The sequence below is a fragment of the Ensifer adhaerens genome (assembly GCF_001270265.1).
Taxonomy (GTDB): domain Bacteria; phylum Pseudomonadota; class Alphaproteobacteria; order Rhizobiales; family Rhizobiaceae; genus Ensifer; species Ensifer adhaerens_B.
Map to the genome: position 1 here is coordinate 51,101 of NZ_LGAP01000027.1, position 15,004 is coordinate 66,104.

The window sequence follows — 15,004 nt, forward strand, 5'->3', positions numbered from 1 at the left end:
ACAGCGTCAGGATTCGCGAGGGTGTGCCCGTTGCTTACGGAACCACGACCAACTTGCCCACATGATTGCGTTTAACAAGTTCGGTCTGCGCCAGCGGCAAGTCCTTAAGCGAGTATGTTTTTTCGATCAGGGGCTTCAAGCGTCCCGAAGCGACGTGGTTGATGACCGACTTGAAGGTGTCAGGGGTTGGGCAAGTGATCCCGTACATCTCCAGATCCTTGTAGATGAGGTCCCGGAGATCCATCGGTTGGATGGGGCCTGCGATCGCACCTGCAGTGGAGTATCGTCCGCCGCGGCAAAGCAATTTGAGACTGTCCGTGAAGAAGGGACCGCCGACGACATCGGCGACGACATGCACCGCCCTTTCCCCCTCGATCGCCTCGATCGCCCCGCGAACATCCGGGTTCTCCCGTGCTACGAAATGGTGCGCGCCGAGAGCCCTCAATCGTTCCTCTTTCGCAGCTCCGGCGATGGCGATCACCGTTGCGCCCCGTATCAACGACAGCTGCACGAGTGCGGTACCCACGCCACCGGCAGCGCCGGTGATAACAACGGTCTCACCCCTGGCGAGCCGTGCACGGACGAGCATTTCTTCCGCAGTGTCATAAGACGTCGGAAAGGTTGCAAGTTCGGCGTCCGAGAGGCTGGACTCGATGGCGTAGGCATTCTCCGCCGGAACGACCACATACTCCGCAAAGCCGCCGTCGCGCTCCCCGCCAAGGTAGGCGACCAACTGGGCCCGCTCGGGGAGCGAAAGATCCCTGACCTGCGGGTCCACAATGACACGCTCGCCAATCCTCACGCTATCGACCGACCCGCCTACTTGCGCGATCGTCCCAACCACGGCCGCGCCTTGGATACGCGGGAAAACGATCGTCTCCTCCTTCCACGTGCCGCTTGTCTCGGAATCGGATTTCGAGCCTCCGACGCCTTTCAGTCCCACGTCCTCAGAGAGGCTTTCATTGACGTCGCGGTCATACCACCGGGTGCGGAGATTGATGTCGGTGTTGTTCATGCCACATGCACCGACGCGAACTAGAACTTCCCCGGCTGCGGGGTGCGGCACAGGGACGTCATCACGGTACTCGAGCTTATCAATCCCCCCGAAACCGGTTAGGAGGACAGCGCGCATCTTTTCCGGAACTGATTGTTTGGTGTCCATAAATGTCTCCTCAATGACCGGCTAGTTCGGTTGCCTGATGATTGGAATATGGGTGGTTCATGACCATCCTATCGTTGCATCGTCTGCCAATTTGGGTTGATCCAGTAAGGCTCGTTCGAAGGACTGAGTTGCGCACGGCCGAGGCAAAGGTCCGCGGCCCGCTCACCAATCATCATCGCCGAAGCGTTGAGATTGGAGGTGACGACGACCGGCATGATCGATGCATCGGCAACGCGGAGGCCCTCGACGCCGCGCACCCTAAGTTCGGAATCAATGACCGCATTCGGGTCGTCGCTGCGCCCCATCGCGCAGGTGCCGGAGATGTGGAATGCGGTTGTGGCGCGATGCCGGATCCACTCGTCCAGCGCCTCTTTGCTCCTTACAGCCTCTCCAGGCTCGATTTCCGCCCCGCGGAACGGATCAAAGGAGCGTGAGGCGACCAATTCCCTGACGAGCGCAATCCCCTCCCGGAACGTTTGCATGTCACGCTCGTCGGAAAGGTAGTTGAACTGAAGCAGCGGTGCCACAGAAGGGTCTGCCGATCGAAGCCGCAGTGAGCCTCTCGCATAAGACGTCTCCACCGTGCAGTGAATTTGGAACGCTTCCTGTGGATAGGGTTTGAAGTTGGAGTGCGAGATGCTCAGCGGAAAGAACTCAAACTTCAAATTGGGCTTGGAAATGCCCGCTCTGGTGCGAATATAGGCACTTACCTCGAACTGATTGCTCGCAGCGACTCCGCCCTTGAACAGAAACCAGTTGATGCCGACAAAGGCCTTCCGCGGCCATTCCGTGCTGCGCTTGAGGCTTACGGGCTGCTTGCAAGTGTATTGGATCGGGAGATCGAGATGATCCTGGAGGTTTGCGCCGACCCCCTTCGCATCGTGAACAACCGCGATTCCGTGGCTCTGCAACTCGTCGGCCGGGCCTACACCGGACAGCTTCAGGATATGCGGCGAGCCCACACCGCCCGCGGAGAGGACGATTTCACGGCGCGACTTGAAGACTTTCGGACCGTTCGCTGTTTGGCATTTGACTCCGACTGCACGGCGGCCTTCGAATACGATCTTCTCGACGAGGGTTTTCGCAGAGATCTTCAGGTTGGAGCGGGCCCGCACCGACGGATTGAGAAACGCAGCAGCGGAGGAGTTGCGCTGACCGTCTACGATCGTCTGCTCGGCGACCGAAAAGCCTTCGTGCTGCGGACCATTAGAATCTTCGGAAATCGGGTAGCCGATTTCACGACCCGCGTTTAGAAACGCAGCATTCAGCGGGTTCGTCGGCTTTGGACGTGTAACCCGCAATGGGCCGCTCCTGCCCCGATAGCGGTCATCCCCGGACTTGGCGCATTCCATTCGCATGAAGTACGGCAGGACATCCGCGTATCCCCAACCTGCGCATCCGTGGTCGTCGCGCCACTCGTCATAGTCCTGAGGATTTCCACGAGTGTAGACCATGCCATTAATCGCAGACGACCCGCCAATCACCCGCCCTCGCGGATGGGCCATTACGCGTCCGCCAAGGCCCTCTTCGACCTCGGACTCAAAGGCCCAGTTGTAGGTGGTAGACGTGAGAAGGGAATCTACAGCGAGTGGCATTCTCACTTGCCAAGGGCTTGCATCCGGCCCGGCCTCGATCAACAGAACCGACACCGCCGGGTCGCCGCTCAAGCGGGCTGCCAATGCGCATCCGGCAGAACCTCCCCCGACTACGATGAAATCGAACTCCCGCTCCATGGATTTGCCGCTCCCAGTTATCTGCTCGTAATGTTCTCGTGTGACAGGACGAACCGAAAGGGACGTTCCACAAACTAACGAGTATGTTATTAGTCTTTGTAGTACACGACGAAAGCCGACGTCAAGACTTCTGCCGATCAGCGTCACCAAAACACCAACCGCTCGCACCTCGGTGCGAGCGGTCTTCGAAGACGAGTGAAGTTCAAGAGGAAACTACGGCCGACGGCGCAGCGGATCGGGCTTCGAGGATCCCGGTTAGCCAGCCCGTTTCCATTTTAGGGACCGACGACAGCAGCAGCTCTGTGTATGGATGATACGGCGGAGCGAGCACGTCTGTCTTGAGGCCCTGGTCGATGATCCTCCCCGACTTCATGACGATTACTTCGTCGGCGATCGCCTGAACGGTGTTGATGTCGTGGGTGATGAACATATAAGTGACCCCGAGTTGCCGCTGCAGGTCCGTGAGAAGCTTTAGGATTCCTTCCTGGACAACTTGATCAAGCGCCGATGTCACCTCGTCACAGATAATCAGTTCTGGATCGGCAGCGAGAGCCCGCGCGATACAGATACGCTGCTTCTGACCGCCCGATAGCTCGGATGGTAGTCTGTCGTAAAACGTCTCTCCGAGTTCGATACGCTCGAGCAACTGTACCGTCTCGGCCACCAGAGCTGCGCCTCTGAGATTCTTGAATACCTGTACGGCGCGCGAAAGGATTTCCCCAACAGTATGGCGCGGATTCAACGCTGTATCGGGAATCTGATGGACGAGCTGTATCTTCTTGAGAAGCGCTCGACCACGCTGCTGCAGATCGCCGGGGAGAGCCTTGCCCTCATAAAGCACCGAGCCGTGCGTCGGAGGCAGCAGGCCCGCGATGGACCGGGCCAGCGTCGACTTGCCCGAGCCGGATTCGCCCACAACACAGATCGTTCGCCCGCGCGGCAGATCCACGTTGATATCGTCCAGCACTTTGTGTTGGCCATAAGAGGCCGACAGATTTTGCACCCGAAGCAGCACACTGTCACGCTCCGACGGATCCTTGTAGAGGTTCCGAACCGCCCACAGGGACTTGGTATAATCCTCCTTCGGATCTGCTATCATCTCGCTCGTTGGCGCTTCCTCAACCGTATTCCCATGCCGAAGTACCTTAATCCGGTCGGCCATTTGCGCGACGACGGCGAGGTCGTGCGTAATGTAAAGGGCAGCTGTGTGATAATGTTCGACCAGAATACGAACTGATGCGAGAACCTCGACCTGGGTCGTTACGTCCAATGCGGTGGTCGGCTCGTCAAAGATGATAAGATCGGGTTTGCAGATCATGGCCATGGCCGTCATGATCCGCTGAAGCTGGCCGCCAGACACCTGATGGGGGTAGCGGTAGCCGATCTGCTCTGGATTGGGCAGTTGAAGCTTGCGATAGAGTTCGATCGCGTCCGCTTCGGCCTCATCGCGGGTCTTCAATCCCTTGCAGACTGCAGCCTCCACCGTCTGGGTAATAAGGCGCTTGGCCGGGTTGAAAGCCGCCGCGGCACTTTGAGCTACGTAGGCGATCCGATTGCCTCTTAGTTCCCGAAGACGCTTTTCCGAACAGCCGACGAGGTCTTCGCCATCAAATAAGACTTGCCCGCCGGTAATCTTGCATCCGGGTTTGGCGTAGCCCATGGCTGCCAAACCCAGCGATGACTTGCCCGCTCCCGACTCTCCGATCAGGCCGACGACTTCACCGCGATTGACGACGAGGTCGACGCCTTTGACGATCTTGTGCCAGGTATCGTTACTGAAACCGTCGATCCTCAGATCCCGGATCTCGAGAAGATTGCCGCCCTTCTGGCGAGCTTCGAAGCCGCGTGTGTCAGTGCTCATCTTTAAACCCACTGATATTATGCAAGAACCAATCGACGACGAAATTCACAGCCACCGTCAGAAGCCCGATCGCTGCCGCCGGAAGAAGAGGAGTAATGTCGCCGTAGGTGATCAAGGTCGCATTCTCGCGAACCATCGATCCCCAATCCGCCGTTGGCGGCTGGATCCCGACGCCCAGGAACGACAACGCAGAAATAGTCAGGAATACGAAGCAGAAACGGAGCCCGGCTTCGGCAACAAGTGGCGGCAAAATGTTCGGCAGGATTTCGCGGAAGACGATCCACGACGGGCGCTCTCCACGGAGTCTCGCAGCTTCGATGAATTCCATCGAGGCGACCGACAGACCGCTTGTGCGCGCGAGCCTATAGAAATTAGTCGAGTCCAGAACCGCGATGATCAGGATTAGGCTCCAAATATTGGAGCCGAAGATCGCCAGCAGCATCAGCGAGAAGATCAGACCCGGAATGGATAGGACGATATCAATGGATCGAGAAAGCACCTGATCGACCCATCCCTTGAACAGAGCGGCGACCAATCCGAGCGAAACACCGAAGAAGAAAGACAGTGCCGTTGTGATCACCGCAATACCGAGCGTGTTGCGCGCGCCGTAAATCAGCCGCGTAAGAACATCCCGGCCAAGTTGGTCGGTGCCGAGCATGAACTCGGAACTCCATGGAGCGAAGGCCTCCGGAAACACCTGCGCTTCGCCGTACGGAGCGATCATCGGCGCAAATAGCGCAACCACGGCATAGCACGCTACGACGACTACGCCGAACCATGCAGTCAAGGGTGCGCGGGCGAAGGCTTTCCATATTCTGGTGCGACGGCTGCGGCCCGGCTTGAACGGTTTCCGCTGCGTAACGGGGTTGATTGTAGTGCTCATCGGGGGTGCAGCAGCCTCGGGTTGGTTACAATTGTTACGATGTCGGTCACGAGATTAAGCAGGATGTAGGCGCTCGCGAATATCAGCGTGCACGCCTGGACAACCGGGATGTCGCGAGAGCGCACCGCGTCGACCAGCAACTGTCCTGCGCCTGGATAGACAAAGACGACCTCCACGACGACGACGCCAGTGATCAGGTAAGCCAAATTCACCGTGACGACGTAGGCTATGGGTCCCCAGGCGTTCGGCAACGCATGACGCACGATGATCGAAAACGGGCTCACGCCTTTGAGATGCGCCATCTCGACATAGGGCGTTGCGAGCAGATTCATGATCGCAGCTCTGGTCATCCGCATCATATACGCCACCGTCACGAGGCCCAGCGTGAGAGCGGGAAGCGTGATCATCCAGAGCCGATCTATAAACCCCATGTCTGGGGCCACGTCCGAGAGGATGGGGAATGCTGGGATCGCCGCGAAACCGGTCGCCAACCACTCCGAAAGCCAAGTCGGCAGCGCTTGGGCCCAGCCCGTCATGACGAAGTTGTCGCGCATGATGACGAAGTACGTGAGAATGTAGGCGACGAAGAACTCTGGAACGGATATCACGGTGAGCGTGGTACTGTTCAGTATCCGGTCCACCCAACCGTTCCGGTAAAAGGCGCAGATCACTCCAAGAAAAATGGAGAGCGGAACCGCAATAATCGCGACAATGGCGGCCAAAAACATCGTGTTGAAAAGGCGCGGCGCCACCATCGCTGAGACGTACCGCTTGCTGTCGCCTCGACTTGTGAACGACGCCCCGAAATCACCTTTGACAGCGCCGCTGATCCAAGAGACATAACGCTCAACTGCCGGTCTATCCAAGCCAAGTTCACGCTCAAATGCCGCAACAGATTCCGGGGTCGCGGATTGTCCGAGTACGGCGGTCGCATAGTTGCCCGGCAACAGAGTGACCGATCCGAAAATAATCAACGAAACGACGAAGAGTGACGCGACGGCGAGCGCCAGACGCTGGACTATGATTGATACAAGCCGTCGCACCACGCCTTGGCTTTTACGACTTCTCATAACAGTCGTTCCCGGTGGGTTAATGTTCTCGATCGCACCCGCGATATGCTGATCCATGTCCTGTTGCCCCTGTTGGTTCCTTCACCGGGAGCTAGCGAGATGTCTGCTCTTCGGGGGAGGAGCCCTGCGCGGCTTATGGCTTGACACATTGTAGCCGCGATTTATCATGTACTCGTTAGTATAAAAAATAACCGCTCGGTACAAGGGAAATCTTTCCGATGCTCGACCTTACTCGCAGAACCTTCATTCAGGGCGCGGCGGCGACCGTGCTCGCATCCTCGATCTACCGCCCTGCAAACGCCGCTCCCAAACGCGGCGGACACCTCCGTATCGGTCTTGCGGGCGGATCGTCCCAGGACAACGTGGATCCCGCCAGCGTCGTTTACGACACCGCCTATCTTACGATGGCGACCGCTCGAAACACGCTTGTCAACGTAGAGCCGAACGGGGATCTGTCGCCCGGCCTCGCGGTAAAATGGGAGCCATCGGCCGACGTAACGCAGTGGACTTTCGAAATTCGCCAAGGAGTGGCATTCCATAGCGGCAAGAAGCTAGAGGCCGAGGACATCATAGCATCGCTGAACCTTCACCGTGGGGAAGACTCGACATCTCCGGCGAAGTCCCTCATGGAGCCGGTCACCGAAATCGCCGCGGACGGCGGCAACAAAATCGTCGTAAAGCTCAGCGGCCCAAACGTCGATTTTCCCGCGGTGTTGACGGATCTTCGACTTGTGATCGTTCCCGCCAAGGACGGCAAAGCCGACCGTCAGACTTTGGACGGAACGGGCGCGTACGTCATCGAGAGCTTCGAGCCAGGCCAGCGTATTCGCTTCAAGCGGAATCCGAACTACTGGGACGCGGAGAATGCGAGTTTCTTCGACACGGCCGAAGTCATTGTGATCACTGACGCGGCGGCGCGTATGAACGCTTTGCGATCAGGCCAGGTCGACGTCATCAACCTCGCGGACCTGAAGACCCTCAACATGCTCAAGCGTGTTCCGGGCATCAAGGTGGAAGATGTTCCGAGTGGGCGCTTCTACATATTCGGCATGATGTCGGATGCTGACCCGTACAAGGACAAGAATGTTCGTCAGGCCCTCAAATACGCCATCAACCGTCAGGAAATGGTCGACAAGATCCTGCTGGGACATGGAACAGTCGGCAACGACCAACCGCTGGACAGGGCCCACAAGTATTTCGATAAAAGCCTGGTGCAGCGCGAATATGATCCGGACAAGGTTCGCTTCCATCTCAAACAGGCGGGTTTGTCCGAACTCAGGGTATCGCTGAGCGTCGCCGAGGCAGCGTTCCCAGGTGCCGTCGCCGCCGGTTCGCTTTACGCTGCGTCCGCGGAGCAAGCCGGAGTAACCATCGATGTCACCAGGGAGCCCGATGACGGCTATTTCGAAAACGTCTGGATGAAGAAACCCTTCACTGCAGACTATTGGACAAAGCTCGCATCGGCGGACGCTCAGTTTACACAGGGCTTCTTCCCGGGATCGCCGTTCAACGAAACGCACTTCGACAACGCCCGATTCAACGATCTGCTTGTCGAGGCCCGCGCAACGCTGGACGAGAGCAAGCGTTCGGAAATGTACAACGAGATGCAGCGCCTGGTTCACGAGGAGAGCGGCGCCGTCATTCCGATGTTCGCCAACTACGTCTGGGCCACCAAAGCGAACGTCGCACACTCGGCCGAGTTGTCCACAAAGGGCGATCTGGACGGTTTCCGCTGCATCGAACGCTGGTGGTTCGAGAACGCGTAACAACTAGTCCCTGCGCTCGGCGGGCTGTCCGAAACCGGTCCGCCGAGCGTTACCGTCGCTGGAATAGGGCCGACGGGATTCGAACAAGCGACCTCAACGTTTATCTCCGGCGGTGTAGGGCTTTCGCCGGCTTTGGGCTACAAAAATTTAGCAGTCAGATCGGCGGTTCGCCGCCGATCTGACTTTGGCGCCGTCACGAGCGAGCAAAATCTGCTCGCTCTCACACGATCCGCCCGTCAGAAATGCACCTCAGAGGGGATGTCCGCTTCCGCTATGCCCGAGTGAGCGAATGCAGCGCGCATCCACGCGCCAATCTTCTTAGAGGCTGTATTGCTGTATACCCAGACATCGAGAAAATCGCGCCACTCTCGATTTTCTTCCTTTGGGATCACGAGCCCGGCCGGCAGCGTGACTAGCGGATCGTTGATCACGACAAAACGACCGAGATTCGGCACCTTCTTGATAGCGGTAAGCGCGGGGATCGTGAGGAAAGCCGCACAGTCCAAGCGGCCTGCCTGGAGTGCTAGAAGGACTTCATCACGCGTCGTAAACCCGGTGGAGGTCGCATTCGGCGCGTTCTGACGGACGGCGGCTTCGTGAGACGATCCGATGTCGAAACCTACGCGAACTTCCGGCTTGTTGATGTCGGCCCACGTTGCCCCACTGAAGTTGGGTCGCGCGACGATGCCTAGAGGCTGCTGTAGGTAAGGCACGCTGAAGGAAACAGAAAGAGCGCGCCCCGGATCGACTGTTGATACCATTCCAAGATCAACTTTGTCCGTTTGAAGCTGGATGATTTGCTGACCCCAGGTCGAATCGACGAATTCCACCTCTACCTTCAAGATACTCGCGATATCTTTGGCCATTTCCACGCACGCCCCGACGATCTCGCCGGACTTCAGGTCCTTCATGAAGTAGGGCGGCTCGCCTACTGGCGCGGCCACACGTAAAACTCCTCGGTCCTTGATCGTCTTTAGCCGGGAGCCGGAGGGTGAGGTTTGCGCTAACGATTGACTTTGACTTGCTGCCGCCGCCGCGACAGCCATGCCCGAGCCGATGAGGAGCTTCCCGAACGCACGACGGTTCGTGAGTGTTGATTGTTCTAGCATGCTTGTTCCCCTTTTACCTGTCTACTGAGTTGAGGGCATCACGAGTGATGCGAAAGGAATGACTTCGCCTCGGGCGTCACGGGGTTCGCGAAGAAGTTCGAGGAGACATCATTCTCCAATATTGAGCCGTCCTTCATGAATATGACGCGGTCCGCTACGTTTTTGGCAAAGGCCATTTCATGCGTGACGACCACCATTGTGCGGCCCTCTTTGGCAAGGTCGCGCATGACCGAGAGGACCTCAGAGACCAGTTCCGGATCGAGAGCCGATGTGGCTTCGTCGAAAAGCATCACATCAGGCTTCATCGCGAGAGCGCGAGCAATTGCTACTCGCTGCTTCTGCCCACCCGACAATTGATTGGGATAACTTTCGGACTTGTGCGCCATACCTACTTTAGCAAGTAGCTCCAGCGCTTCCTTTCGAGCGTCCGCCCTCGAACGACCCAGAACCGCAACCGGCCCTTCGGAAACGTTGTCGATAACGGTCCGATGGGGAAACAGATTGAAGTTTTGAAAGACCATCCCGATCTGGGACCGATACTTCGATAACAACTTGTCTGACGGAAGTTTTGTCTTGCTTTCGAATTGAAACCGGGTTCCCCCGACAGAAATGCGTCCCGCGCTTGGAGTTACCAACAGATTTAGACAACGGCAAAGCGTCGATTTTCCGGAGCCGGATGGTCCTATTAGCGCTACGACCTCGCCTCTCTTGACCTTGAACGACACGTTCTTCAGTACCTGATGGCTGCCGTAAAATTTGTCGACATTGTCGACCTCGATCATGATGTTCTCGCTATTCGAAATCATGCCGCGGCCTTTCTATTGCCCGATCCGAGTTCAAGGCGTTTTGCGAAAAACGTTGCTGGAAACAGGACAGCGAAGTAGATCGCCGCCACCGCGGTGTACATCTCAAGTGGCCTGTAGGTCTCATGCGTTATCAGAGTCGATTGATAGATGAGGTCCGGCAGCGAGAGGACCGATATCAACGACGTGTTTTTCAATTGCAGGATCGATTGGTTGACCAGCGGGGGAACCATTTTCCTGAGCGCCTGGGGCAGCACGATGCGAAACATGACCGCATTTCTACGCATTCCCAGAGCCCGAGCTGCCTCGGCCTGGCCTTCTTCTACCGAGAGAATACCTCCGCGTATGATTTCACCATAAAAAGCACCCCCGTACAGCGACAGCGCGATAAACGCGGCCGTCGCCGCGTTGATTTCGATACCCATGAGTGCAGGTAGGGCGTAGTAGAACCAAATTAGTGAAACAATGAGCGGCGTGCAGCGGAACAATTCAGTCAGAGCTCCGAAGGGGAGACTGATCAAAGAACTTCCGGAGAGGCGAGCAAATGCCGAGCCGAGGCCATAGAGCATGCCGCCGGCAATCGTGATCATGGAAAAAACGACGGTGTAAGCCACCCCGCTTATGAGTAGCTGGCGATAGTCCCAGATGACACCCCAATCCCATTGGTACATTTAGATCCCCATGTTCGTACATTTTCAGCGCACGTCACCAGGAGACTGCTGACCCGGTTTCGTGCATAGGCAGCATTGAGAGCCCGATCTCCGAGAGATCCGGGGTTTTGTGTCACGAAGGGTTTGTCGTGCTAATGACGGACGTCGTTCCCGCGCTCACATCTTTGCCCGAACTGCAGAACCACCGTCTGGTCGGATCGCGATCTTCCGGGAAGTCAGCAAGCAAAACTGCCACGCGATTATCTCCATTGGTACTTAAAAATTCTCATTAGTATTTCACGCTCGACTTTGTTTCGCAAGCCCGGCTAGGGTTCGGTGCCGCAAATGCGCTGACAGCCAACCCTATCGTCGGGTAAGCGAAGAGTAGCTACTTGCGGGGACGACCTACATCGCCCGATTACCGGCTTGCCATGAAAAGATTATTCTGAGAAGTATCTAAACGTTCGCGCACGTTCGCGCACGTTCGCGACACAGATCGATCAGGATAAGGATTTGCCGATGTCAGTTCATGCAGTTGGCGGACAATTTCCCAAATTTGATGAGAGCTCGACTAATTGGGTCGCTCCGAACGCGATCATCGTAGGGGACGTTAGTCTTGGACGTGAAGTGACGGTATGGTTCGGAGCGATCATCCGCGCCGACGTTGAAAAGATCACGATAGGCCAAGGCAGCAATATCCAGGACCTCGTCGTGATGCATGCCGACCCAGGCTTTCCGCTAAACGTCGGCGACGGCTGTACGGTGGGACATCGCGCGCTCCTTCACGGGTGCACGGTGGAAGACAACTGCCTGATCGGAATGGGCGCGATCGTTCTCAATGGAGCTAAGATCGGGAAAAATTCCCTAGTCGCTGCGGGTGCCTTGGTGACCGAAGGAAAGGAGTTTCCTGAGAACTCCCTGGTAATCGGGAGCCCCGCAAAACTGGTTCGAGTTCTCACCGACGCCGAGGTCGAGCGTAACCGTGCGTCAGCTAGGCATTACGTGAAAAACGGTGCAAAATTCCGGACAACTTTCATTTGACATGCCTGTTCGGTCCGTCGCCTCACTTCTTTTCGATAGCGAGATTGCATAAGGGCCAGAGGTTTACGGCGGTGAAATCGTGGCCTCAATCAAGCGCGAGATGCCTCGCAAGCGAGGCAGGATGGTCCGAGCATGAACCTTCACTCCCAACATAAACATGACATCACCCACCTCGATTATCGACCGTCAAAGCCCTACCCCTACGACATAGAGGTTTTTCGCTTGTCTGACCTAAGGCGCAGGAGCGGCGCTCTGGCAATGCGTCGGACGTATAGCTACGACTTCTTCATCCTGATCCTTGTCACCGAAGGACGCACGATTCAGTTCGTGGACTTCGAAGCCATTCCTTGTGGCCCCGGGACATTTTTCGTGCTGCGCCCGGGCCAAGCTCACAATTTCGGACAAGAAGATGCATGGGACGGGTGGATGATTCTGGTTCGCCCCGAGTTCCTGCTGCCTACGCCATCCCAGAGCCTGCCCGCGTGGGATATCGAATTCCTTCCCTCGCGCGTGGACCTTGATGAAGGCGAACTGCATCGTGCCGAAGACACGATCCGCCGTATCCGCGACGACGGGCTGATAGACACGGGAAAATTGTCAGCCGTTTCGGCTTCCGACCGGGTCACCGCTCATGTGGACAACACGACTGCCGACGTCCATGCGCTCCTGCGTTACCAGTTCTATGCACTGGTGGCCTGGATTGGCGTATTACACGGCAAGCGGCAACAACATACGCACGACGGCCTCCCGAACGGCGTCCTGCAGAGGTTTAATAAATTCCGAAATCTGGTCGAAGAGCGCTTCTCTAGCTGGAACCAGCTGAGCGACTATGCACGTTGCCTCGCCTGCACCGAGAAGAGTCTTACACGCGCGACAACCGCGGTCGTCGGTATCAATGCGAAAACGTTCATATCCAGGCGCATCAATCTCGAGGCGAAACGCCTTCTTGCCCACACGTCCTTGCCGATCGTCGAAATTGCGGAAAAGCTGGGATTTCAGGAACCCACTCATTTCTCCAAGTTCTTCAAGCGCGAAGCGGGCTGCACGCCGAAGCAGTTCCGAACACGCTCGTCGTTCCCGGCGACAGTCTGATTTCGGCCTTGGTATGCCGATTTGCGCTGGGCTCAGAACATGGCCGACAATTTTCCAAGAGCTTGTGCGCTCCCGCCAAAAAGCTGACTTGTGTTGGACCGTCTCGCCGAAGGGCCGCCCGCTTGGCGAAGCACGACCGTTCGCCGAAGGGCGAACGGTCCGGAAGAAATGGGCTGCTAATATCAACGCAGCAACCCCCTCGTTCACGAGGCCGTAGGAATTGCGAGAGATTTCGTCAGCGCCCAGTTCGAATGGACGATGCGCCACTGCCCATCGATCAATCGAAACACTTCCGTCGAGTTCCATGCTCTGAGCAGCTTCTCACCGCCAGATCCATCGGATACGAAGGTGTTGAGATTGTAACTCAGCACCGCGAGGTCACCACCGTCGCTGGCGACCACATGCGAATTGAGATACTCGCTTCGCAGGATATGCGGGTTTTGGTAAATCTTCGAAAGATGCCCAACGACGGCGGTGCGGCCGACGAGAAGCGTTTCGGTCACTGGATCGAAGTAGCTGATGCTCTCATGGTAGTTGTCAAAGTAGCCACTACTGTCACCGGTGCTCCATCGCTCGTTGAGAGAGCGTTCCAGGGCAATAAGCGTCTCGCTCACGTTCTTCACGTCAACCGTCATCTTGTGTCCTTCCGTAGGTTGGCTCGAAGGAGTTATTGAGAAGGCTCCTTCCTCTCAAGGCAGAGATCAGCCAATCGCTGGCATAATTCGGACATTTTACCTCTCCCAACCCGCTACGCATCGCGAGCGAGCATCCAGATAAACAGCCAGGCCCGTCCCGCAGCGGGTTTTGGCGAAGCTTGTGATTGAAGCGCTTCTCTCTACAGTTTCATCGCCCCGAAAACTTCGTAGAAAAGGCGAGCGCGCGGCGTTGGGTAGCGGTGGCGGGACTTCTTGACTTCGCAGGGTTCAGCCGTTGGCGAACGGTACGGACACGTTGCGTAGGCTCTCCACAGTGGTTAGGAGAGCATTAGGTTTTGTTTAATTGGCTAATCGGATTTTCGTGTGGAATGTCATCCTCGCGGCGTACCCATCTCGCCGGCGTCTGACGGCGCTGAAGTCCTCGCGGTCTCATAGAAGCATTGGCTTGATCAAGTTTCCTTGCAGACCATCTCCATCCCGCACCGCTGTTCCGACGAGGACCGTGTCACGGCCTCGCCGTCCGATTGCAAAACAGCATTGAATAGACCTTTGCCTATATCGAGTGCGAGTTTTAGCCCGGCCTCAGCCGAAGCAGGATCCAGTGGCACCAATAATTCCGAGCCGATAATTCGAGCGCCCACGTAGCCGAAAACACCATGGTCGATTTGGGTTTGAATTGCCTGTAGATAGCCACGACGCTCGTAGGTCTCCCGGACAGCCCCTCCAATTGCGATGATCTGAACCTTCAGCTTTCCCAACAGGCGAGTTGTGGCGTGCCCATCATGATCGACGTAGGCCCACCCCTGAGTAAATACGCGATCGATCCATCCCTTGAGCAGAGCCGGCATTGACCACCAGTATACGGGAAAGACCAGAACCAGTGTATCCGCTCGGTCAATTCTGGCTTGCTCGGCTAAAATGTCAGGACCAGGCTTTTCGCCGCTCCGAAATACTGAGTAGTCTGCTTCGTTGAAAGTCGGATCGAAGCCGCTTTCTATTAGATCGAGGAGTTCATATGTGTGGTCGGGTGTGGCCTTGATGCCGGCGACTACTTGCTTGGCTACAGCATGGGTATACGAGCCCGCTTCGGGGTGTGCGGTGATAACTAGTGTATGCATGGTCCCTTGAACACTATCGGGTCGCCACCGCCCGGGATATCGAGGACGCCGTCGCTTTCA

The 15,004-nt window shown here is 56.9% G+C and carries 13 protein-coding genes; 3 read left to right on the forward strand and 10 right to left on the reverse strand.

Going from position 1 to position 15,004, the window contains the following annotated elements; all coding sequences use genetic code 11:
• Window positions 1-34: 34 nt before the first annotated feature.
• The 5 genes from AC244_RS27255 to AC244_RS27275 all read right to left on the reverse strand — a co-directional run bounded on the left by AC244_RS27255 (window position 35) and on the right by AC244_RS27275 (window position 6,766).
• On the reverse strand, window positions 35-1,162 hold the full coding sequence (locus tag AC244_RS27255) for an alcohol dehydrogenase family protein (RefSeq protein WP_053251959.1): 1,128 nt from the start codon (window positions 1,160-1,162) through the stop codon (window positions 35-37).
• A 68-nt stretch (window positions 1,163-1,230) separates the two neighbouring features.
• Complete coding sequence (locus AC244_RS27260; RefSeq protein ID WP_053251960.1) at window positions 1,231-2,895, reverse strand: choline dehydrogenase; 1,665 nt, start codon at window positions 2,893-2,895, stop codon at window positions 1,231-1,233.
• Window positions 2,896-3,097: 202 nt separating this feature from the next.
• On the reverse strand, window positions 3,098-4,756 hold the full coding sequence (locus AC244_RS27265) for an ABC transporter ATP-binding protein (RefSeq protein WP_053251961.1): 1,659 nt from the start codon (window positions 4,754-4,756) through the stop codon (window positions 3,098-3,100).
• Entirely contained in the window at window positions 4,746-5,639 is an 894-nt protein-coding gene (locus AC244_RS27270) for an ABC transporter permease (RefSeq protein WP_053251962.1), read from the reverse strand. Before AC244_RS27270 ends, AC244_RS27265 begins: the two co-directional genes overlap by 11 nt.
• On the reverse strand, window positions 5,636-6,766 hold the full coding sequence (locus AC244_RS27275) for an ABC transporter permease (protein ID WP_082367176.1): 1,131 nt from the start codon (window positions 6,764-6,766) through the stop codon (window positions 5,636-5,638). Before AC244_RS27275 ends, AC244_RS27270 begins: the two co-directional genes overlap by 4 nt.
• Window positions 6,767-7,071: 305 nt before the next feature.
• On the opposite strand from AC244_RS27275, the gene AC244_RS27280 reads away from it, so the two are divergent.
• A complete protein-coding gene (locus tag AC244_RS27280) occupies window positions 7,072-8,475 on the forward strand; it encodes an ABC transporter substrate-binding protein (RefSeq protein WP_234717040.1) in 1,404 nt (467 codons plus the stop codon).
• Window positions 8,476-8,711: 236 nt separating this feature from the next.
• On the opposite strand, the gene AC244_RS27285 is transcribed toward AC244_RS27280, so the two are convergent.
• Genes AC244_RS27285 through AC244_RS27295 form a run of 3 tightly spaced genes read right to left on the reverse strand, consistent with a single transcriptional unit; the run spans window position 8,712 to window position 11,058 of the window.
• Window positions 8,712-9,584, reverse strand: a complete 873-nt coding sequence (locus AC244_RS27285) for a transporter substrate-binding domain-containing protein (protein WP_053251964.1) — start codon at window positions 9,582-9,584, stop codon at window positions 8,712-8,714.
• A 38-nt stretch (window positions 9,585-9,622) separates the two neighbouring features.
• Window positions 9,623-10,366: an amino acid ABC transporter ATP-binding protein gene (locus AC244_RS27290; protein WP_152976121.1), complete on the reverse strand. Its 744-nt coding sequence runs from the start codon at window positions 10,364-10,366 to the stop codon at window positions 9,623-9,625.
• A 20-nt stretch (window positions 10,367-10,386) separates the two neighbouring features.
• Window positions 10,387-11,058, reverse strand: coding sequence for an amino acid ABC transporter permease (locus AC244_RS27295; RefSeq protein ID WP_053251966.1), 672 nt, complete (start codon window positions 11,056-11,058; stop codon window positions 10,387-10,389).
• A gap of 498 nt (window positions 11,059-11,556) precedes the next feature.
• Here AC244_RS27295 and AC244_RS27300 point away from each other — a divergent pair, with 498 nt between their 5' ends.
• Window positions 11,557-12,078, forward strand: coding sequence for a gamma carbonic anhydrase family protein (locus AC244_RS27300; protein WP_053251967.1), 522 nt, complete (start codon window positions 11,557-11,559; stop codon window positions 12,076-12,078).
• 132 nt (window positions 12,079-12,210) lie between these two features.
• Window positions 12,211-13,170, forward strand: a complete 960-nt coding sequence (locus AC244_RS27305; protein ID WP_053251968.1) for an AraC family transcriptional regulator — start codon at window positions 12,211-12,213, stop codon at window positions 13,168-13,170.
• A gap of 203 nt (window positions 13,171-13,373) precedes the next feature.
• On the opposite strand, the gene AC244_RS27310 is transcribed toward AC244_RS27305, so the two are convergent.
• Window positions 13,374-13,805: a YybH family protein gene (locus tag AC244_RS27310; RefSeq protein WP_053251969.1), complete on the reverse strand. Its 432-nt coding sequence runs from the start codon at window positions 13,803-13,805 to the stop codon at window positions 13,374-13,376.
• Between the two features lie 470 nt (window positions 13,806-14,275).
• Window positions 14,276-14,944, reverse strand: a complete 669-nt coding sequence (locus AC244_RS27315; protein ID WP_063934157.1) for an NAD(P)H-dependent oxidoreductase — start codon at window positions 14,942-14,944, stop codon at window positions 14,276-14,278.
• Window positions 14,945-15,004 lie beyond the last annotated feature (60 nt).